The following is a 21,639-nucleotide window of genomic DNA, read 5'->3' on the forward strand; positions in this document are numbered from 1 at the left end:
CGTCCTTCCTGTAGGGGCAGGTCTCACACCGGCCAAGGTGTTAATGGTAAAAAAAGGGCCTGATCGATATCAGGCCCTTATTTACTTAACGCTGACTAGCTAGTGACGATCAGTCGACAATCAACTGCCCATCGTCCAGCATCTGCTGAAGGACATCTGCACCGGAGCCGCTTCCACCCAGTCCTGCCAGCTCAATCGTCAGGTCGGCATTACTGCCCGAAGCGTCAATGCCACCATCAGACTTCACCTTCAGGACAAGCGTATCTCCTTCGTTAATGGCGACAAGGTAGCTCGAAATGTCCGCTGCCGCACCATCGCTTAGAATGCCACTTAGATCAAGGCTATCGGCCTCGTCACCCGAGCCAAGCACGAAGTCTTCGATACGGTCCACTTCGGGAACATCGGGGACAATGTCACCCTCCTCCCACACGAAACTGTCCTGCCCCAAGCCGCCCACCATCACATCGTCGCCCCGGCCTCCGACAAGGACATCCTCCCCCGCGGCCCCAATCAAGACATCGTGTCCACCTTGCCCATACAGAATGTCGTTACCACCATCCTGCCGACTCAAGTTCATCAGGTCGTCGACATTATCCAGGACATAACGCTTTATCTCATCCTGGTTAAGAGGTTCACCGTTGCCATGATCCGGGGACCATTTCAAGAACTCATAAAGGCCTAGATACCCCATTCCGTCGTGCTCACCGGCCTGGAAGACCTCTCCGGTATTACCGTCTGTCCAAGACAGCTGGTCGGAATTCACCGTGTCGCCAATGACGAGGTCATCACCTGCTCCTGCAAAGACCCGGTCGTTGCCAAGAGGCTCCAGCCCAGAAAAACTGGAACCGGTATCCAATGCTAGATTGAGCCCTTCCTCCGTATTCACGATATCCACTTCACCAACCGTACCGGAGAAAGTATTGCCATCCAGTAGGGTGATCTCGACATCCTCGCCTGAAACGTCGGTACTATCGAAATACTGTATGTAGTCGACAAGGCTGCCTTCGCCAATACCTATCCCGTGGACGGAATCCGCATATTGAAGGAGGTCTTTGTAGGCATCCACAGCCTCCTGCATAGCTGTAAGGGATCCCTCCTGGACCGGGCTGGGAATAACGATTTCGCCGTCATCATCCACCCACGCCACTGGACGCCCGTCAGTCACGAAAATGGCAGTGGATTCATAACTATTCACCAGCGACATATCTTCCAGAAATCCTGTCCCAGCGCGCAGCCCAGCCTCAAAGTTCGTAGTACCCGAGGCTTGCATCCCCATCACATAACTGACTGCATCTTGCAGATCATCGCGATCAAAATCCTCAAATATCATAGGATTACGAACACGACCGTCGAAGTCAATCAACTGCAGATTGACGATACCCTCGAAGTCAGCAAGGGTCTCAAGCTGGCGTACCATGGCAGCCTGCAACAGTTCCAGACGTGTATAGTTACCCGCTCCATCAGGACGCAATGTCTCAACCTCTTCAAGCATACTGTCTGAGGAATCAAGTATGAAAGACAGGTTGTAATTTCCCGCAGGGTTCACAATGACAAAGGAGCCGCCAGTATCGGCAATGACCACATCATCCCCACCACTGGTGGTAATGGTGTTGTTGGCATTGCTGGCCACCACGAATTCACCTGCGCCTGGCACGACCAGCGCCAGCTCACCAGACGTCTGATCTCCATCACCATCAGTGGCCGTTAGCCCCAGATTGAGGTAGGCATCGCCAGGTGCAGCACCACGAACAACCTCGACGTCTCCCAACCGGAAGGGCTCACCGTTGCCCTCCTTGATCGTGACCGACTGCATGCCCTCGAGACGAACCAACACAAAGGTCCAACCACCTTGGATACCTTCAACCCTAAGACCTTCAGCGGTCTCTGTCACACGAACCTCATTGGACACATCAATCCCGCGGCTATCCAAAATCCGTAGATCGTCGGATCCCAGCGCGAGATCATTGGGGGTTCCGCCGCCGGGAGTGAACTCCTCAGCCGTCAGAATCAACGTGGCTCGGGCATTGGCAACCCCATCGACATAGATCGTCTGACTGAACGCGCCGACACGGATAGCGCTGTCCCAAGAGACACCGGAAGAGCCACGTGAGGCACCCTCCACCATGTCAATGCGAACCACATCGCCGTCGTTGATCTGACCGGTTCCCACGACCAGACCACCATCCAGCACAGACACACCGTTGGTGGCGGAGTACACCACCTGAGAGTCCAGATCGGGGTCTCCAAGATCGAGAATAGCCTCAGTGCCCCCCGTGATCGTGTCGACTCCGTCGATAGGCACAGCCAGACGCGTGAAGAATGAGCGCTCCCCATCCTCGGTCTGCAAGAGGTATCTATCGTTGACCTCATCCAGCACCACACGGAAGCCGATAGCGCCACCGCTGGTGATGGCAACCAGTTCTTTCCCATCAGCAGACAGCTGCCAGCCTAAGGCGTCGCCATTGAACAGGATGATGTTACCTTGGATATCGAGAACGGGCGTACCATCGATCCCTTCCTGAAAACCGATAGACTCACCAGAGCCATCTGCTCCATATCCGCCATCCAGGCCCAGTGACCCACGGGTATCTTCACTGATAACGCCGGATTCAGCGACGATAGGCCCTGGAGTATCGTCGTCGATACGCACCTCCAGCTCGCCACTAGCCGTGCTGCCATCCAGATCGGTCACAACATAGCCGACGGACAGAGCAAGATCATCCTCCGTCGAATTGACTGGATGATCGAGCGGCCCTGAGAGGGTCACCTCAAAAGCGCCAGTCGCCAGATCTACCAGGGCGATGCGCAACACTTCGCTGCCAGAAGCGGTTGAGCCCAGGAGTACCAGTTCACCGTCGGCCAGTGAATAGCTAAGAGCTTCTCCTTCTGACGTCCACGCAGGAAGCCCCGAGGTCGACCAACTGAATGCCCCAGTGCTGGCCGCGCCATCATCACCAAAATCGTAGCCCAGGACGCCACTTACCAAGGTGACCCTGCCAGGTACATCACCGTCTCCGCCAGCGATGCCCCCCTCCAGGCCATCCTCATCGAGGACAACTTCTCCCGGCCCGGCTGCAGGGTCGCCTCCATCCGTGGGCGTCGTCGGCGCAGCCGCATCCGCAATATCTGCGCTAATATCGATTTCGGTGACGTCGCCATCGCCGTCAATCACCCGCAATACGACATCAATCCCCTGATCGCTTGAATTGTCCAGGCCTGTGGCGGCCGTGAACGTCCACTGGCCATCACCAGCGATCACCAGTTCGCCTTCGGGCAAGCTGATCGTCGTCGTTTCATCGCTGGCAGGCAGCCGAGTAAATGTCGACAGTGAACCGTTTATCACCACCTCGATGGCACCAAGACCATCCGCTCCAGCATCGATGCTCCAGCTACCTGTGACGGCGCCGCCCTCAGCCATCTGAATCACGTCGTCCACCACGGAGACATCGTCATCCGGGGTGACCGATGCCACTGGTGAGTCATCATCAATACGCAGATCGAGCTCGCCGGTTGCCGTACTACCATCCAGATCCGTGAGCGTGTAGCCCACCGTAAAGACAAGATCATCCTCCACCGAACTCAACGAATGATCCAGCGGGCCTGTCAGCGTGACCTCAAAGGCACCCGTGGCAAGGTCTGTCAATGCAACACTGAGAACCACCTCTCCCGCAGAGGTCTCTGCAACCAATGTCTGTCCGCCGTCGGCAAGGCGGTAGGTCAATGCCTGCCCCCCCGAGGTCAGTGACGGCAAATCCGACAGTGACCAGGTGAAGGCACCGCTGGTGGCCGGGCCATCCTCACCAAAGTCGTAACCGAGGAGCCCTGAAGAATGGGTACTCTCTCCCGCCACATCCTCTGGACCACCGGCGATGCCGCCGGGAAGCCCCTCCTCATCCAGCACCACTTCCGCTGGTGCCGCATCTGGGTCTCCACCGTCCGTAGGTGTCGTCGGTGCCACCGCGTCACCTATGTCAGCGCTGATATCGACTTCCACCACATCACCGTCACCATCGATGACCCGCAGAACGACATCAATACGCTGATCCAGCGAGTTATCGAGCCCCTTCGCGGCGGTGAACGACCATCCTCCGTCACCATTGACGGTGAGTTCACCCTGCTCCAAGGTCAATGTCGTGGACTCACCAGGCCCTGGCAGGGTGACCCCGGTGAGCAGTGAGCCGTTGACCATCAGTTCGATAGCGCCGAGACCATCACTACCCGGCTGGATGGACCAGACACCGGTGACAGTGTCGCCTTCTTCAGTCTGAATGACGCCATTATCTACTGTCGTGCCGGCGCCCGGCGTCACCGACGCGACCGGCGTATCGTCGTCAACACGAATATCCAGCTGCCCATCCGCGGTACTGCCATCGATATCGGTCACGGTGTAGTTCACCGTAAAGGCCAGATCATCCTCGGTCGATGTTTCAGGGTGGTCCAGAGGACCAGATAGGGTGACCTCGAAGGCTCCTGTGGCCACATCCGTCAGCGCGACGCGCAAGATTGCATCGCCACTGGGCAATTCCCCGAACAACGTCTGGCCATCATCATCCAGACGGTAGGCCAGGGTTTCGCCGCCAGACATCAGCTCCGGCAGACCGCTCACTGACCAGCTAAAGGCTCCGCTGGTTGCTGGGCCGTCATCACCAAAATCGTACCCGAGCAGGCCGCTGACCAACGTCGCTTCACCCGACACATCGCCATCACCACCAGCGATGCCACCGACCAAGCCATCCTCATCCAGGACCACCTCGGCGGGAGCCGCTTCAGGGTCGCCCCCATCAGTCGGCGTTGTCGGCGTAGCCACATCGCGAATCTGTCCAGCAATGTCGATCATCACCACATCACCATCGCTGTCGGTGACGTTCAATACGACATTGACCTCCTGCGGAGTGGAATTATCCAATCCTGTGGCCGCGGTAAAGGACCAGCTGCCATCCCCCCTGAGCGTCAAGTTACCTTGAGGTAACGTCAATACCTCCTCGTCAGCTGGACCAGGAAGAGCCGTGACCGGCAAGGACGTACCATTCACCACAACATCGACGGCTGCGACGCCATCAGCGCCACCCGCGATAGCCCACTGGCCAGAAATGGTCGCACCTTCATCGATCTCAATCGCCCCGGAAACCTCTGTGCCATCGGACGTCGTCACGGACGCTGTGGGAGTATCGTCATTAACCACTACGTCGAGCATTCCCGTCGCCGTACTGCCATCCAGATCGGTCAACGTATAGCCGACCGCAAGGGAGAGGCTATCTTCGATCGAGTTCTGAGGATGATCGACAACGGCGGACAGCGTGACCTCAAAGTCTCCCGTCGTCATGTCGGTAAGCGCTACGCGGAGAACCTCATCGCCAGACGCTGTCTCGGCAATAACGGTCAGGCCGTTATCCGCCAGGCGATACGCCACCGCTTCACCCAAGGAAGTGAGCACCGGCAACCCATCAAGAGACCAGGTGAACGCACCATCCCGGGCAGGGCCATCATCGCCAAAGTCATAGCCCAACTGCCCGGAAATCTGGGTGGCTTCTCCAGCGACATCACCATCGCCCCCGGCAATACCGCCTGCCAGTCCATCCTCATCCACTACTACCTGGCCGGGACCATCCGCTGGATCACCACCGTCAGTCGGTGTCGTCGGCCTAGCGGCATCAAGCACTTGCGCAGAGATATCGACTTCCGTCACATCGCCATCGCCATCGGTGACCCGAAGCACGACATCAACCAGCTGGTCCACCGCATTATCAAGCTCTGTGGCCGCCGTGAACGTCCAACTGCCGTCCCCCTTCAACGTCAATTGCCCTTGTGGCAAGGACAGCGTTTCGCTGGCACTACTCTCAGGCAAGCGATCGAACGCCAACGGTGACCCATTGATCACTACCTCAATCCCTGCAAGGCCATCCGCACCCGGCTGAATGCTCCACTGGCCTGAGACGGTCTCGCCTTCATCCGCCTGGATGACCCCATCGACCACGTCCACACCGTCGTCAGCCACCACAGAAGCGACAGGCGTGTCATCATCAATGCGAATATCCAGTCCACCGGTCGCCTGACTGCCATCAAGGTCGGTCAGGGTATAGCCGAGACTTAGCGACAGGTCGTCCTCGACCGAGTTTTCCGGATGATCCAAGGGAGCCGACAGGCTGACCTCAAAGGTCCCCAGTGCCAGGTCCGTCACCGACACTCGAAGTACTTCGGTTCCCGCCTGGGTGGCGGCCACCAATGTCTGTCCATCATCGGCCAGCCGATAGGTCAGCGCCTGCCCCTGGGATGCCAACGCCGGCAGCCCTGTCAGTGACCACGCAAAGGCCCCGCTGGCAGCAGGGCCATCGTCACCAAAGTCGTAGCCTAGCTGCCCACTCACCAGCGTAGCCGCACCTGGCACGTCACCATCACCGCCCGCTACGCCACCCGCCAGCCCATCCTCGTCCAGCACGACCTCGGCAGGTGCCGCATTCGGGTCGCCACCGTCAGTGGGCGTGGTGGGAGACGCAGCATCATTAATGGCACCGCTGACGTCGATCTCCACCACATCGCCATCGGCGTCCGTCACTCGCAGCACCACATCGACAGTCTGATCAACAGAGTTATCGAGCCCTTCAGCTGCCGTAAATGACCAGCTGCCGTCCCCTTTCAGCGTCAACTCACCCTGGGGCAACGACAGCGAAACCTCATCACTGGTAGCGGGTAAACGGTCAAAGGATAGCGGCGAACCATTGATCAGTACGTCGATGCTACCGAGCCCATCGGCACCCGGCTGAATGCTCCATTGACCGGTGACCGTTTCACCCTCGTCCGCCTGAATCACACCGTCTATCACCGTGGTACCCGTATCAGGCGCCACCGTTGCCACCGGCATATCATCGTCAATACGAATGTCCAGGCCGCCGGTCGCCTGACTGCCATCCACATCGGTCAGGGTATAGGCGAGGCTCAGCGATACATCATCTTCGACCGAATTTTCAGGGTGATCGACCGGGGCTGACAGGCGTACCTCAAAGGCGCCCGCCGCCAAGTCTGTCAGCGTGACGCGTAGCACCTCGTCCCCAGCCTGGGTGGCGGCCACCAGCGTCTGGCCGTCGTTGGACAAGGTAAATGCGACGGCTTGCCCCATGGACGTCAACGCCGGCAAGCCGCTCAGCGACCAGGCAAAAGCGCCGGATGAGGCGGGGCCATCATCACCAAAGTCGTAGCCGAGCTGGCCTGTCACCGAGGTGGTCTCCCCCGCTACGTCACCGGCTCCCCCGGCGATACCTCCCGTCAGGCCGTCTTCATCCAACACCACTTCAGCGGGTGCAGCGTCAGGATCACCACCATCCGTTGGCGTCGTTGGGCGTGCGGCATCGCGCACAGCAGCGCTGATATCTACCTCGACGACGTCACCGTCGCCATCGGTCACGCGTAGCACCACGTCAACCACCTGATCTACCGAGTTATCGAGCCCCTCGGCCGCAGTAAACGCCCAGCTGCCATCACCTCGCAGGGTCAACTCGCCCTGCGGCAGGGTCAGGCTCGCCTGCTCACTGACGTCGGGAATACGGTCAAACAGCAACGGCGTGCCATTGACCAACACCTCGATACTGGCAAGACCATCGGCACCAGGCTGGATACTCCAGATGCCCGAGACCTCCTCACCCTCTATTACCTGCACCACGCCGTTCACAACCGTTGTGCCAGTTTCGGGTGCGACCGTCGCGACCGGTGTGTCGTCGTCGATACGGATATCCAGGCCACCCGTTGCCTGACTGCCATCGATGTCGGTCAAGGTGTAGCCGAGGCGCATGGACAGATCGTCTTCCGCAGAGTTTTGCGGATGATCCAGGGGGCCGGAGAGGAGCACCTCAAAGGCCCCGCTTGTCAGGTCCGTCAACGCCACACGCAGTACCTCAACTCCTGCATCGGTGGCAGCCACAAGCAATTGGCCGTCATCGGCCAGGCGATACACCAACTCCTGGCCCATCGACGTCAATGCAGGCAGCCCGCTCAACGACCAAGCGAAAGCGCCGGTGGCAGCGGGGCCGTCATCACCAAAGTCATAACCCAGTTGCCCACTGACCCGAATGGGCTCGCCAGCGACATCTCCCACGCCGCCAGCATTGCCACCCGCAAGACCATCTTCATCAAGCACCACTTCACCAGGCCCAGCGCCAGGATCGCCACCGTCAGTCGGCGTGGTCGGTGTCGACGCGTCGAGAATCGACGCGCTGATATCGACTTCGCTGACGTCGCCATCACCATCGGTGACCCGCAGCACCACATTGACGGCCTGCTCCTGGGAGTTGTCGAGCCCCGTGGCAGCGGTAAAGGACCAGCTGCCATCGCCTCGCAGGGTGAGATCACCTTGGGGCAGCGCTACCGTCACTTCATCGCTGGTATTCGGCAGGCTGATAAACGTCAGCGGCGTATCATTGACCATCACCTCGATCACACCAACGCCGTCGGCGCCCGGCTCAATCGACCATGAACCGGTGACGGTCTCGCCTTCACTGGCAAGCACCTGACCATCCACCACCGTCGCGCCTTCATCAACCGCGACATTCACGACAGGTGAATCATCGTCCAGACGCAGATCCAGCTGTCCGTCTGCGGTGCTGCCATCGATGTCAGTAACGGTATACCCCACCGCCAGGACGATATCGTCCTCTGTGTCGCCGAGCGGATGGTCCAGTGGTCCCGACAGGACCACCTCAAAAGTACCGCTCGCCACATCTGTCACCGCAACGCGCAGCACTTCTTCGCCATTCGGCGTCTCCGCCAGCAGCACTTGGCCGTCACTATCCAGCCGATAGATCAATGGCTCGCCTTGTGACGTCAGCTGGGGCACCCCCTCCAGTGACCATGTGAAGCCACCACCGGCGGCGGGCCCATCCTCGCCGAAGTCGTATCCCAGCTGTCCACTGACACTGACGACTTCCCCGGCGACGTCCCCAGGACCACCGATCACGCCACCAGGCAGACCTTCTTCATCAAGCACCACTTCTCCAGGGGCCGATGCAGGATCCCCGCCATCGCCAGGCGTGGTCGGCACCGCGGCGTCCTGAATCACGATACGGTGGTCTGCCACGGCCTGATCACCATCACCATCCGTTGCCACGATCGAGAATTCCACGGCGCGCTCAAGCGTCTGATCACGCCCCCCCGTGGCCGTAAACGTCCAGGTGCCGTCGGCATTAACGACAAGCACGCCATCCGGGAGGGAAATCTCATCACCCAGCGCAAAGGTACCGTCGACTCCCGCCACCACCACCTGTGTCGATACGATGGCATCGGCGCCTTCTACCTCTTGCCAGACCCCTGAAACCTCGTCACCTTCCGATACGATGGCGGGGCCTGTCACGCTAACGTCAGGCACATCATCGAGGATCAGCACGTCCAGACTTGCTGAGGTGGTATCTCCATCCGCGTCCGTGACCGTGACCACAAAACTCTCGATCAGACCAGCATCGGTCGCCCCTGGCGCGCTATCGTTGTCCACCGCTGTCAACAACTCGTAGTGATAGAAGACGGTTCCGCCTGTTGCATCACCCGCAAATCCGTCCAACCAGAGAACACCATGGGGAGTCTCGATGGCCTGAGGCCCAGACGATAAAGCCAGCAAGTCCGCTAGAGTCAGGGTCACATCGGCGACCACAAGCGTACCCAACCCATCCACACTGCTGAAGGTGAAGCTGCTGGCCTGCTGGGCAGTACCACTGGACGAATCGCTGCCGCCCGTCAATCCCGACTCACGCACCAGCAACTCGGCACTATCGATGCCAGGCGGCAAGCCGTCGGTGCCTTCAAGCCCATCACCCAGTCCGCTTCCGTCGGGCCCTCCATCCAGACCACCCAACGCCACCCCATTGTCAGGAATTTCATCTGTATCGCCGTCAACGATATCCCCGACAAACAAAGGGAATTCCTGATTATCACCACTGTTGAGGCCGTAGTCGTATGCCAGGGGAGATACCTGCTCGAGGATGCGTAGCAAACGGACGAAGGAATGCCCGTTGTTCGCTCCCGCTCCGCCGCCCAGCCCTGCGGCAGGATCTTCAAGGACATCGAAGGGATCCTCGCCAGCATCCAGTGCCGTCAGCAAGGCCTCAAGCTGGCTGTCACCGAGGACGCTTTCCTGGGCAAGGTCGGCGGATACCTGCGAGCGGAGGATTTCATCAAACTCGACGACCAGGTCTTCTCCTGCCGCATTCTGCGGAAACTCCAGCGACTGACCTGCCGCCAGGTCCAGAGACCCCTGGCCATCTGGACTCGTCACTGTCGCATGTCCATTTTCCCCGGCCATGAGCCGTTGGCCCGGCAACAGGGTGTCCCCCGACCGTGCGAGTGTACGCTCCCCGGTCACATCGATAATCCAGACCGTACCTTCAACAGAAGTGATATTCATGGTTTCTACCCTGCGTCTTGCTGTTGATTAGTCATTCAAGGAGCAAACTAGGGCGCGCGGCTTTGTGACGGTAGTGTCTAGATGGTCAGTGGCAGGCAAATACGACACCAGAAAGCTCTTCAAGCACAATTGGTAGTCCATCAGCCACATAACGAAGGCGAAATAAAATAGCTGTAAGATAGCTAATAACGCATCGCTCAATAGCGAACAGCGACGCTCATTAAAGCGTGTAAAACACTTGTATTAATGGCTGCCGGATTGTCAAACTTAGTGGTGACTGGAACCGCTTTTACGGAAGGCGTTGCTGCAGCAATATTTACACTATCGCAAAGAAAAGCCCGAACACCTCGCGGTCTTCGGGCCTCATGGAAATCTCACAGGCGTGAGTTCAACGGTCTCGGGACATCCTCAAAATCAACTGCATGCGGTCCTTGACCCCAAGCTTACGGAAAACGGCACCAAGATGGGCCTTTACCGTCCGCTCGGTGATGCCGAGCTCTCTAGCCACCAACTTATTGCTCTGACCTTCAGCCACCGCCAGGGCTACATCCTTCTCGCGTTCAGTAAGCCCTTCCAGCACATCTTGATGAACTGCTGGAGCCCCGCCCATCGCTTTGAACACCCCTCCGACCAGGCTATCCATCAGTTCAGGCCATAACCAAATTCCACGGTGACGGACCACGATATCAACCTGCCGCAGCACTTCTGGTGTGGACAGCGCGTGCACATAGCCCCTGGCACCGGCGTTGAAGGCCTGATAGGCCTCTGCGGAGTAAGGATTGAACGACAGTACCGCCACCAACACTCCCTTGGCCGTCAGGCGAGAGCAAAGTCCCGTCCAGTCACCGGCCTCGACAACGATCCAGGCGACATCTCCCTTGGTCGCATAATCCAATACACTATGGGGCGCCACGACCTCCAGATCACTGAAGGTATCGCTCCAACGCGGCACCTCACTACTTCCTTGATAGACCAAGTATCGCGTCATCACCGCTCTCCCATCGCGTTACCCCACGCCCGCAGCACCGGCTTCAGCAAGAACTGCATGACGGTGCGCTTACCCGTCAAGATATCCACCTGAGCGGTCATGCCCGGGATAACCTCCACCTCACTCGCCGCCTCTTCATCCTGAGTGCGAACACGAACTCGATAGTAGGTATTGCCTTCCTCGTCCGTCGTGGTGTCGGCGCTAATGTGCTCAAGTTCTGCGTCCAACCCCCCGTATATCGAGAAGTCATAGGCTGTCAGCTTGATGGTCGCCGGCAGTCCTGGCCGCAGGAAGGCAATATCCTGAGGCGCAATCTTGGCTTCGACCACCAACGCATCATCGGTCGGCACGATGTCCACCACTTCCTGGCCAGGCTGGGCGACCCCGCCGATGGTGTTAATCGCAAGACGCTGCACGACACCGTCCACCGGTGAACGAATCTCGGACAGGCGGACACGGTCCTGCAGGCCCTCACTGGATTCATTCAGCGCAGAAAGCTCGCCCAAGGTCGCCGAGAGCTCCTGGCGCCATTCCGTCCGCGCCTTGGCATCCACTTCCCGCAGCTCGCCCTGCGCCTCCACAATAGCGGCCTCGAGTCGAGACACCTGTGCCGCAGCCTGATTGCGTTCACCGCTCGCACGGGAGACTTCGCGCTGCAATCTCAGCACCTCTACCTCGGATACCGCGCCGCTCGACAGCAGTGGACGGGTCATATTGAGCTCCTGGCTGGCCAGGTTGAGCTCCCGACTAGCGGCGTTGCGGCGTGCCGCCGCCTCATTCAGTTCTGCCCTGCGCTGCTCCAAGCGCTGCTGCAGAATCTGCTTCTGCTCGTCCAGTGTCTCCAGACTGCTCTGGTACAGCTCCCGCTCCCTCGAGACGATGTTAGGCGCCTGTTCAATCAACTCCTCCGAAGGATCAAAAGAAGACCCTGTAGCCAGCGCTCGCAGACGCTCCGCCTTGGCCTGCAGGGTTTCGGCCTTGGCACGGTTCTCATTGAAATTGGAGAGGAATCGGGTGGGGTCGATGCGCATCAACAGATCACCGGCCTCCACGAAGTCACCCTCGGCCACTTGAATTTCCTGAACCACGCCGCCGTCGAAGCTCTGAACTCGCTGCAACTGACTGGAGGGTATGACCCTGCCGCTACCCCGAGTCACCTCGTCGATTGGAGCAAAACACGCCCATACCACCACGCAGATGATCGCCACCACGACCATATACAGCATTAGCCGCGCCCGCAGCGGGTCCTGCTGCATGCGCGCCCAGTCAGCGTCGCTGGCCCAATCGCGATTCAAGTGCGAGGCACTGACCCGACGGGCAAACAGACGGTCGATAAAGGGACGAAAGACTTTTCCTCCCGAGCGAGACACCCGACCGACGCCTTCGAATCCTTTCTGCTCAGCGCTCTTGGCAGACATCAGCTGGCCCTCCCGATCTGGCCCTTGCGCAACGCATCCATGACGCTGTCACGCTCTCCATCCGCCACGACCTTACCGGAATCAATAACCACGATTCGATCCACCAGCGACAGCAGCGAGGTACGATGCGTCACGACCATCAGGGTCTTGCCACTTGCGAACTCCTTGAGGTTGCGCTTGAACGCCTCCTCGCTGGCATGGTCCATGGCACTCGTCGGTTCATCAAGCAGGAGAATCGAGGGGTCGTGCACGATAGCCCGTGCAATCGCCACGGCCTGCTTTTGCCCCCCCGAGAGCATCTGGCCACCTTCTCCGACCTGCAGCTCCACCCCTTGGGGGTGCGTGCTGACCAGGCTGTCCAGGCCACTGATCCGAATCGCCTTGAGCAGCAGGTCGTCGTCGACGCCCTCGCTACCGGCGCCTGCAACGATATTTTCCTTCAATGAACCAAAGAACAGACGCACGTCCTGCGGGACATAGCCGATATGCCGTCTGAGCTGAAGAGGATCCAGCTGGCGAATATCAACGTCGTCGATCAGCACCGACCCCGCCGTTGGTTGGTACAACCCCAGCAACAGCTTCTGCAGCGTGGTCTTGCCACAGCCTACGCGCCCCAGCAACGCGACTTTCTGGCCCGGAGCGATCGACAGACTGATGTCGCGCAGACTGTCATTCTCGGCCTGGGGATAGCGAAAGGTCACCTTGTCAAACTTCACCAGCCCCTTGACGGCAGGCCGATCGATATAACTCTTGTCCTCGCGCTCGACCGGCATCTCCATCACACGATCCAGCGATTCGAGCGCCGTGGCAGACTGGTGGTACTGAGCCAGCAGCGCTGCTGCCTGACTGACCGGAGCCAGAGCCCGCGACGACAGCATGTAGGCGGCGATAAGGCCGCCCTGGGACAGATCGCCCTCGATGATCAGGTACACGCCGATCAAGATGACGCAAATGCCGACCGTGTTCTGCGTCCACTGGGCAATGCTGGTCACCGATGTTCCCAGAAACTTCAGCTGTGCGCCTGTACGAGACAGAAACGCACTGGCCTGCTCCCACTGCCCCTGAATCCGGCTTTCGCCGCGCAGCGACTTGACGGTCTCCAGCTGGGATACCGACTCAACCAGGGTGGCATTGCGCTGAGCGCCGACCTTGAGCGTGGTGTCAGAAAGGTCATGTAGCTTGCCCTGAGCACCAAGGGCGTACAGCAGAATAAAGATCACCCCGGCAACAATGGGGATGACCAGCGCCGGGCCGATAAGACCGATGATCGCAATAAACATGATCACAAACGGCAGATCGACCATGGCGATGACAGTGGCAGACCCGATAAAGCTTCTCACGGACTCGAAGGACTGCAACATGGCCACGAAGGACCCCGTGGAAGCCGGCTTCGCCTCCATGCGCATACCCATCACCCGTGCCATGATACGGGATGATAGCTTTACATCGGCCCTGCTCGCCGCCAGGTCAACAAAGCTCGACCGCATCAAGCGGAGCGTCAGATCAAACGCCAGCACGATCAGTACGCCAACCGACAGCACCCACAGCGTTTCGGTGGCATGGTTTGGCACCACACGGTCATAAACGTTGAGCACAAACAGCGGCATCGCCAGCGCAAAGATGTTAATGGCGATGGAACCCAGGATGACATCCCTGTAAAGGCGACGATTCTCCTTGATGACGCCCCAGAACCAGTGCCCCGAACGCTTTTCGTTGACGTCCTTGGTGCGAGCGTCAAAGCGGAATCTGGGGCGAACATAGATGGCCGTCCCGCTGTAGCGCTCGTGCAGCTCATCCAGGCCGATCTCGACGGCGGACTGGCCCAGCTCGGGGTACACGACCGTTGCCGTGCGCGCCTTCACATTCATATCAACCAGAGCGCAGGCACGCCCGGGCTCGAGCAACAAGACCACCGGAAATAGTGCCGGATTCAATTGCACAAGGCGGCTCTTGATAATTCTCGCCGTCAGGCCGGCACGTTCTGCGGCCCTGGGAAAGATCCCTGGCGTCAGGGCCCCGTCTTCCAGGGGCAGACCAGCGGTCAACGAATCTGCGTTGACGTCGTGGTCATGGTAATGAGCTACCGCCAGCAGCACTTCCAGAAGTTCATCCTTGACGGGGGAACCACTCCCTTCCTGCGTTTCCGGTTCAGACGGTGCAGCATCCGCTGCGACTCGAGAATCGTCCACATGTACCTCTTCTGTAGGCCGATAGCATTGCCGATAACTGAAACGTAGCGTGCCTGCCGTCGAGCAGGCACGCAACGCACATCATCCCTGTGCCGAGCACCAACAACGAATCAGCACCCAACGGCGTTCTACATCCAAGCGGTGAACACGACAATGACACCCGCGCGCTCACCGCAACCCGTATCAGCCCTCTACGCTACCTGCACGATGGTCTTTCGCCCAGGCAAGAGACACCATATCGTTGCCCGCTGCAGAATGAATGGAACCTAGGTCCAGGTTCTCGCCGCTGCGCTCAAGGGTGATTTCCACACGTCGATTTTGACGCCGCCCCTCAACCGTATCGTTTGACTGTACCGGGCGGTGAGAGCCGAAACCCTGCGTCTGGATCAGTGAAGGGTTCACCCCTTCGCTGATCAGGTAGTCGCCCACGGCAGCGGCACGATTACGCGACAGCGGATCGTTGATTCCGTCATTGCCGGTACTGTCAGCGTGCCCGGCAACAAAGATACGCACCAGATCGTTGCGCTCGCGTAGCTGCGCAGCCAGCTGCCCCAGCTCGCGACGGGCTCGCTCGCTGAGCACATAGCTGTTGACTTCGAACAGCGCATCGGCAGACATCACAACATCTGGCGCACGAGTCGTACCGGTCAGCTCATCGATGGTATAGGCACGCGGTCCCACCGCGGGGCACACGATATCGGGAGTCACCGCAACGCCGTTGCTGTCCAGGTCGGCCAGGGTAGGCAGTCCATCCTTGCGAACCTCGAGTACTTCGAGCAGCTCGCCGGTGGCTCGCAGCGTACGCGCATCCGCCAGCGCCACATCGAACTGGGCGTTCACGTAAGCACGACTTGCCTCGAAATATTCGTTTTCGATATCCAGCAGGTCGAGCAGCGAGCGCTGACCAATGTCGAACTGTTGCTTGTAAGCGCCACGCACGCGGTCAGTGGTCTGACGGTGCTCGTTCAGGTAAGCCAGCTGGTCACGCAGACGGCGGGTGTCGTTGAACGCGATCGTTGTCGTCTGGCGAATGTCCACACAGGCCTTGTCACGCAGATTGATAGCCTGTTCAACGCGGTCGCTGGCGGCACGGAACGACGCCAGATCACTGCCACCACGATAGAGGTTGATGCTACCTACCAGCTCGATGCTGTGACGGTCTTCATGCTCATTGTCAGAGATAAAGTCGCCGTCCGTATCGCTACCTTTATAGGTGCCAGTGCGGCCCACCAGGTCCAGCCGAGGATGGAACGGTGCCTTGGTGCCTTCACGCTCGGCCCTGGAAGCCTCAATGTTCTCGATGGCCGCGTGGAAATCGGGGTTGCCGTCATAGGCCAGCTGCAGCGCCTGGGCAACATCAGCCGGGAGCAGCTCGGCGAAGGTGGGCGCCGGGGCCAGAGACTCCGGAGGAAGCTCGCCCACCAGCCGCTGGAAGCGTGCAGACACGTCGTGCAGGTTCGACGCCTCGGTGATCAAGTTGGACTCGGCAAGCGCCAAGCGACCGCTGATCTGCTCCAGGTCAACGCGGCGACCGGCACCGGATAGCGCCCTCGCTTCAATCTGCTGGTACACTTCCAGGTGCTTCTGGTAGTTATCCTGGGCCAGTCCGACCAGACGGCGGTAGCGCTGCACGTCAAGATAGGCATTAGTTGCGTCAAGTGCGGCGTCCTGACTCGCGCCCAGCAGTTCGTAGTAACGCACCAGCTCAGCACGACTGAGGCGTTCCACCTCACTGGCCGTGGCGAAGCCGTCATAAATCATCTGATTCAGCGTCATCTCGACGTAATCAGTGTCGTAGCTCCCCTGCTGGTCGTTCTGCCGGTCTTCAAGGCCAACGCCAGCATTGACGTCGATCTGAGGCAGATAGCCACCGAAGGCGACTCGCTCGTCGTGTCCCGCGGCCTGGAAGCCATTCCATGCTGCCAGTACCTCAGGATTGGTATTGATCGTTTGCTCCACCACATCGCGCAACGTCGCAGCGCCCGGTGAAGACGTACCTGCTGGCAATGACTGTGCATCCTGCGCCAGTACAACAGGCGCCACCATCATCGCTGACGTGGTCAGCGCAATGGCTCGCACCAAAGGCCGCAACAGAGCGGAGCGAGCTTCTCGGCTGTAACTGTTCATCTGTGTTCCCTTAATTATCAATGGCCGCAGCCAGTACAAGTGAATCTAGTACCAACGAACTAGCTCAACAACCCAATTCACCGTTGAACCCGTCATGCTGCCTCGGCGCTACCAGATTCATTATCCCCGGTATGGGTGGCCAGCTTTTTTTCCTTGGACGCCAAGCGTCCAGCAACCCTTGTTGGCGCTCGCCCCACCCCATCACCCGATACAATACTCGCACAAACGATCACATTCTGTAACACCGAAAGTCGCAAACACTCATCCCAAGGGCGATTGAATGCTTGACAAAGACAAATGAGATGCACCTAAACGTCGCCAATCCCGCTCCCTGACGCAAACATGCTATCGTAGAAGCCTGCATCACGTACCCATTTCAGGAGTCTCCGATGGCCTCATCCGAAATCCAAAAAACCCGCGTCATCAATGAATTGACGGGGTTCATCAAGAAACTGCTGCAGGACCCCAAGATCCTGGAAACCTCCCTGGAGATCGCACGGCGTCATCTGGAAAAAGGCAGTGACAGCGGCGTCATGGCAGACATCGCCAACGAAATCTCTGATACCACCAGCATTCACATTCCTGACAGCGCTGACGAGCACTCCGAGGCCGATCGCCTGTTCCTCGAACTCCTCAAAGAGGTAGTGCAAGAAGAAAAAGCGCTGTATTGACAGACACATTACGGCATAGCAGTCACCATCGCTGACCTCCCCCTCTGGTGGTCAGCGTTTTTTTCCACTATCCACGCAAATATTGATCCAGATCACTATTACCATTCTTACACTCACGTACCGAACTTCACACCATGGAATTTCGTCTTACGCTCTCCGCTGACGTTTCTACCAAGTCAGCCTCTGTCAGACGCCATATGGGGCGCTGCCTGGCCACCAACGTCCGCAACGCGCTGCGGCGAGAGCTGCCAACGTCAAAGGTGGTCACTGCACATGACCATCTAGTCGTACGACTCCCGTCCCATGTGGATGACGCCCAGCACACATGGGCACTCGACACTTTGGCTAACACACCCGGCATTCAGAAGATTGCCCACATTCAGCGGCGTGAGCTGGGGGACTGGCAAGTGACCCTGGCCAGGCTCGCCCTGGAGAAGGCCGAGCAGGTAGAGGGACGAGCGTTCAGAATCAAGGTCAGGCGCAAGGGAAGCCACGCCTTCAACTCCGTCGATGCCGAGCGTTTCCTAGGCGCCGAGCTGCTGCGCCACACCCGCCACGCCAAAGTCAATCTCACGCATCCCGACCTCACCATTTCACTGAGGCTCGACGGCGCTGAATTGATTGACGAAGTGGCTACTACGGCGGGCATCGGCGGTTTCCCTCTGGGCACCCAGGATCAGGCACTGATGCTGATGTCCGGTGGCTTCGACTCGCCCGTCGCCGCCTACCGGATGCTCAGGCGCGGGATAAAGTGCCACTTCATTCTGTTTCGCTTCGGCGGAGAGGCACAGGAACAGGCCGTCAGACAGCTGACCCATGACCTCTGGCGACGCTTCAGCGCGTCACACAAGGTCAGCTTCACCAGCGTGCCCTTTGAAAAAGTCGTCGACCAGCTCACCCAGGAGGTGCCCGACGGCCTGGTGTCCCTGGTACTGAAACGCCACATGGTGGCTGCCGCTGCTCGGGTGGCCCAGCGCGCCCGGATTCCCGCGCTGGTCACGGGCGAGGTGATCGCCCAGGTGTCCAGTCAAACCTTGAGCAACCTGGGGCTGATTGACAACGCCAGCCACTTGCCCGTGCTGCGCCCCCTGCTGACAGAAGACAAACAGTCCATCATCGACGAAGCCAGGCGTATTGGCACCGCACAAGCGTCAAGCCAGATGCCGGAGTACTGTGGGGGTATGTCAGCTCGACCACTGGTGAAGACGTCCCTGGCAGCGCTGGAAGAAGCCGAAGCCAGGCTGCCAGCTGACCTGCTTGACGACGCCCTGAGCCGGATGCGCCAGTTTTCCGCAGATGACCCTGGTAAGGCTGAGCTAACGCCATGCCAGCCCCTCGATGAACTCACCATCGCAGAGCTCACCGCCGCAGCTGACGCCACTATCCGCGTCATCGACGTGCGCTCGCCGGATGAAGCAGCTCGACGGCCACTGACCATTGCGGGCCACGAGGTCGAGCACGTTCCTTTTTACGAATTGGCGACCCGAGCGGCTGAGCTGTCCCGAGACTCCCGCTATCTGCTGTACTGCGACCAGGGCATCATGAGCCGCCTGCAGGCGCTATCCCTCAAGGATCAAGGTCTGCCGCGAGTAGGCGTGCTGCTGGCTCGAAGCAAGCACGACGCGGCATAAACTGGCGCGCTTACGACATCCCATCAGCATTTGCCTGAACTCAGGCGTTCACACACGATAGCGGATGCACTAGCGCTCGATCATGGCTACAATCGACGCCTGATTTTCAACGGGATATCACGTCACATCATGTCCACTTCCGCACCCGACAAGCGCCAGATCCTGGTTACCAGTGCCTTGCCCTACGCCAATGGAGCCATCCACCTGGGTCACCTGCTGGAGTACATCCAGACGGACATCTGGGTGCGGTTCCAGAAGAGTCGGGGGCACCAGTGCCATTATGTCTGCGCGGATGACGCCCACGGCACCGCAATCATGCTGCGCGCCGAGCAGGAAGGCATCAGCGCCGAGGCCCTGATCGATCGCGTGTCCCGCGAGCACCAGCAGGACTTTGCCCGCTTTGGAGTGGCCTTCGACAACTATCATTCGACCCATTCCGAGGAAAATCGCAGCTTCAGCGAGCTCATCTACACACGCCTGCGTGACAAGGGGCACATCGCGACCCGAGACATCGAACAGATGTATGATCCGGTCAAGGGGCTGTTCCTGGCCGACCGCTTCATCAAGGGCACCTGTCCCAAGTGCCATACGGCGGATCAGTATGGTGACAACTGTGAGGCCTGCGGAGCGACCTACACCCCTGCCGAACTCATCGATCCGGTGTCGGCCATCTCGGGAGCCACACCGGAAGTTCGCAGCTCAACCCACTACTTCTTCAAGCTGCCGGATTTCGCCGACTTCCTGAATGCCTGGATCAAGGACGATCACGTCCAACCCCAGATCCGCAACAAGCTGATGGAGTGGTTCGAGTCGGGCTTCAACGAGTGGGACATCTCCCGCGACGCGCCCTACTTCGGTTTCGAAATTCCCGACGCGCCCGGCAAGTACTTCTACGTCTGGCTCGACGCGCCCATCGGTTACCTGGCCAGCTTCAAGAACCTGTGCGACCGCGAGGGCCTGGACTTCGACAGCTACTGGCAGCCGGATTCCCAGGCAGAGGTCTATCACTTCATCGGCAAGGACATCGTCTACTTCCACGCCCTGTTCTGGCCGGCCATGCTGCACGGCGCTGAAATGCGCACCCCGACGGCAGTCAATTGCCATGGGTTCGTCACCGTCAATGGCGCCAAGATGTCAAAATCTCGTGGCACCTTTATCAAGGCGGCGACCTATGCCGAGCACCTCAACCCTGAGTACTTGCGCTACTACTTCGCTGCGAAGCTGACGTCACGGGTCGACGATCTTGACCTCAACCTCGAGGACTTTGCCCTGCGCGTGAATGCCGACCTGGTCGGCAAGGTCGTCAACATCGCCAGCCGCTGCGCCGGCTTCGTCAAGAAACTTGGCGACGGGCGACTGTCGTCCCACTGCGCGGAGCCAGATATGCTGGCGCGTTTCATCGCAGCGGGAGACGACATCGCCAACTACTACGAGCAGCGTGAATTCGGTCGTGCCATGCGCAAGGTGATGGAGCTGGCCGATGACGCCAACACCTACATCGCCGACAAGGCCCCCTGGGCCCTGGCGAAGGAAGCGGGACGCGAGCAGGAAGTCTTGGACATCTGCTCCATGGGCATCAATCTGTTCCGGCAGCTGATGGTGTATCTGGCGCCCGTCGTCCCCGCCATGGCCGAGCAGGCAGCGACGTTCATGAACCTTCACAGCCTTGACTGGAACAGCCGCGAAACCTGGTTGGGCGATCACCCGATCAACAAGTTCAAGCCGCTGATGACCCGCGTCGACGGCGACCGTATCCAGGCCATGATCGAGGCCTCCAAGGAGGACCTGGTGGAGGAACAGAAGCTCAAGGAAGCCCCCAAGGGCCCGCTAGCAGAAACACCGATCGCCGACGAGATCAGCTTCGACGACTTCGCCAAGGTAGATCTGCGCATTGCGCGTATCGCCAAGGCAGAATACGTTGACGGCGCGGACAAGCTGCTCAAGCTGTCCCTGGACCTGGGCGGCGAGAGCCGCCAGGTGTTCGCCGGCATTCGTCGCGCCTACTCCCCGGAAGCCCTGGAAGGCAAGCTGACGGTCATGGTGGCCAACCTGGCGCCTCGCAAGATGCGTTTCGGCATCTCTGAGGGTATGGTGCTGGCCGCCGGCAATGACGATGGCATCTACCTGCTGGAACCCCACAGTGGAGCCGAGCCGGGCCAGCGCGTCAGCTAAGCTCGTTCTCTGCTACTCCCTGCCGGCGGGCTCTAGCCCGCCGGCCGCTATACCGTGCATGC

8 protein-coding genes are annotated in these 21,639 nt (G+C 59.4%); 3 read left to right on the forward strand and 5 right to left on the reverse strand.

Going from position 1 to position 21,639, the window contains the following annotated elements:
* Positions 1–109 precede the first annotated feature (109 nt).
* The 5 genes from KUV86_RS01140 to KUV86_RS01160 all read right to left on the reverse strand — a co-directional run bounded on the left by KUV86_RS01140 (position 110) and on the right by KUV86_RS01160 (position 17,103).
* Entirely contained in the window at positions 110–10,381 is a 10,272-nt protein-coding gene (locus tag KUV86_RS01140) for a retention module-containing protein (RefSeq protein WP_222483315.1), read from the reverse strand.
* A gap of 388 nt (positions 10,382–10,769) precedes the next feature.
* Entirely contained in the window at positions 10,770–11,369 is a 600-nt protein-coding gene (locus KUV86_RS01145) for a response regulator transcription factor (RefSeq protein ID WP_222163758.1), read from the reverse strand.
* The gene (locus KUV86_RS01150) at positions 11,369–12,787 is read right to left on the reverse strand and encodes an HlyD family type I secretion periplasmic adaptor subunit (RefSeq protein WP_222163757.1); all 1,419 of its coding nucleotides are present in this window, start codon (positions 12,785–12,787) and stop codon (positions 11,369–11,371) included. Before KUV86_RS01150 ends, KUV86_RS01145 begins: the two co-directional genes overlap by 1 nt.
* Entirely contained in the window at positions 12,787–14,976 is a 2,190-nt protein-coding gene (locus tag KUV86_RS01155; protein ID WP_222163756.1) for a type I secretion system permease/ATPase, read from the reverse strand. Before KUV86_RS01155 ends, KUV86_RS01150 begins: the two co-directional genes overlap by 1 nt.
* A gap of 183 nt (positions 14,977–15,159) precedes the next feature.
* Entirely contained in the window at positions 15,160–17,103 is a 1,944-nt protein-coding gene (locus tag KUV86_RS01160) for a TolC family outer membrane protein (protein WP_224907629.1), read from the reverse strand.
* Positions 17,104–17,492: 389 nt separating this feature from the next.
* Between KUV86_RS01160 and KUV86_RS01165 the strand changes: the two genes are divergently transcribed.
* From KUV86_RS01165 to metG, 3 genes are all read left to right on the forward strand, one after another.
* A complete protein-coding gene (locus tag KUV86_RS01165; protein WP_206939306.1) occupies positions 17,493–17,774 on the forward strand; it encodes a hypothetical protein in 282 nt (93 codons plus the stop codon).
* A gap of 134 nt (positions 17,775–17,908) precedes the next feature.
* The gene (thiI, locus tag KUV86_RS01170; RefSeq protein ID WP_222483316.1) at positions 17,909–19,405 is read left to right on the forward strand and encodes a tRNA uracil 4-sulfurtransferase ThiI; all 1,497 of its coding nucleotides are present in this window, start codon (positions 17,909–17,911) and stop codon (positions 19,403–19,405) included.
* A gap of 129 nt (positions 19,406–19,534) precedes the next feature.
* Positions 19,535–21,577 (forward strand): methionine--tRNA ligase, encoded by a 2,043-nt coding sequence (metG, locus tag KUV86_RS01175; RefSeq protein ID WP_222483317.1) that lies wholly within the window; start codon positions 19,535–19,537, stop codon positions 21,575–21,577.
* Positions 21,578–21,639: the final 62 nt, after the last annotated feature.

Source organism: Halomonas sp. DP8Y7-3, assembly GCF_019801675.1.
In the GTDB taxonomy this organism is placed as follows: domain Bacteria; phylum Pseudomonadota; class Gammaproteobacteria; order Pseudomonadales; family Halomonadaceae; genus Halomonas; species Halomonas litopenaei_A.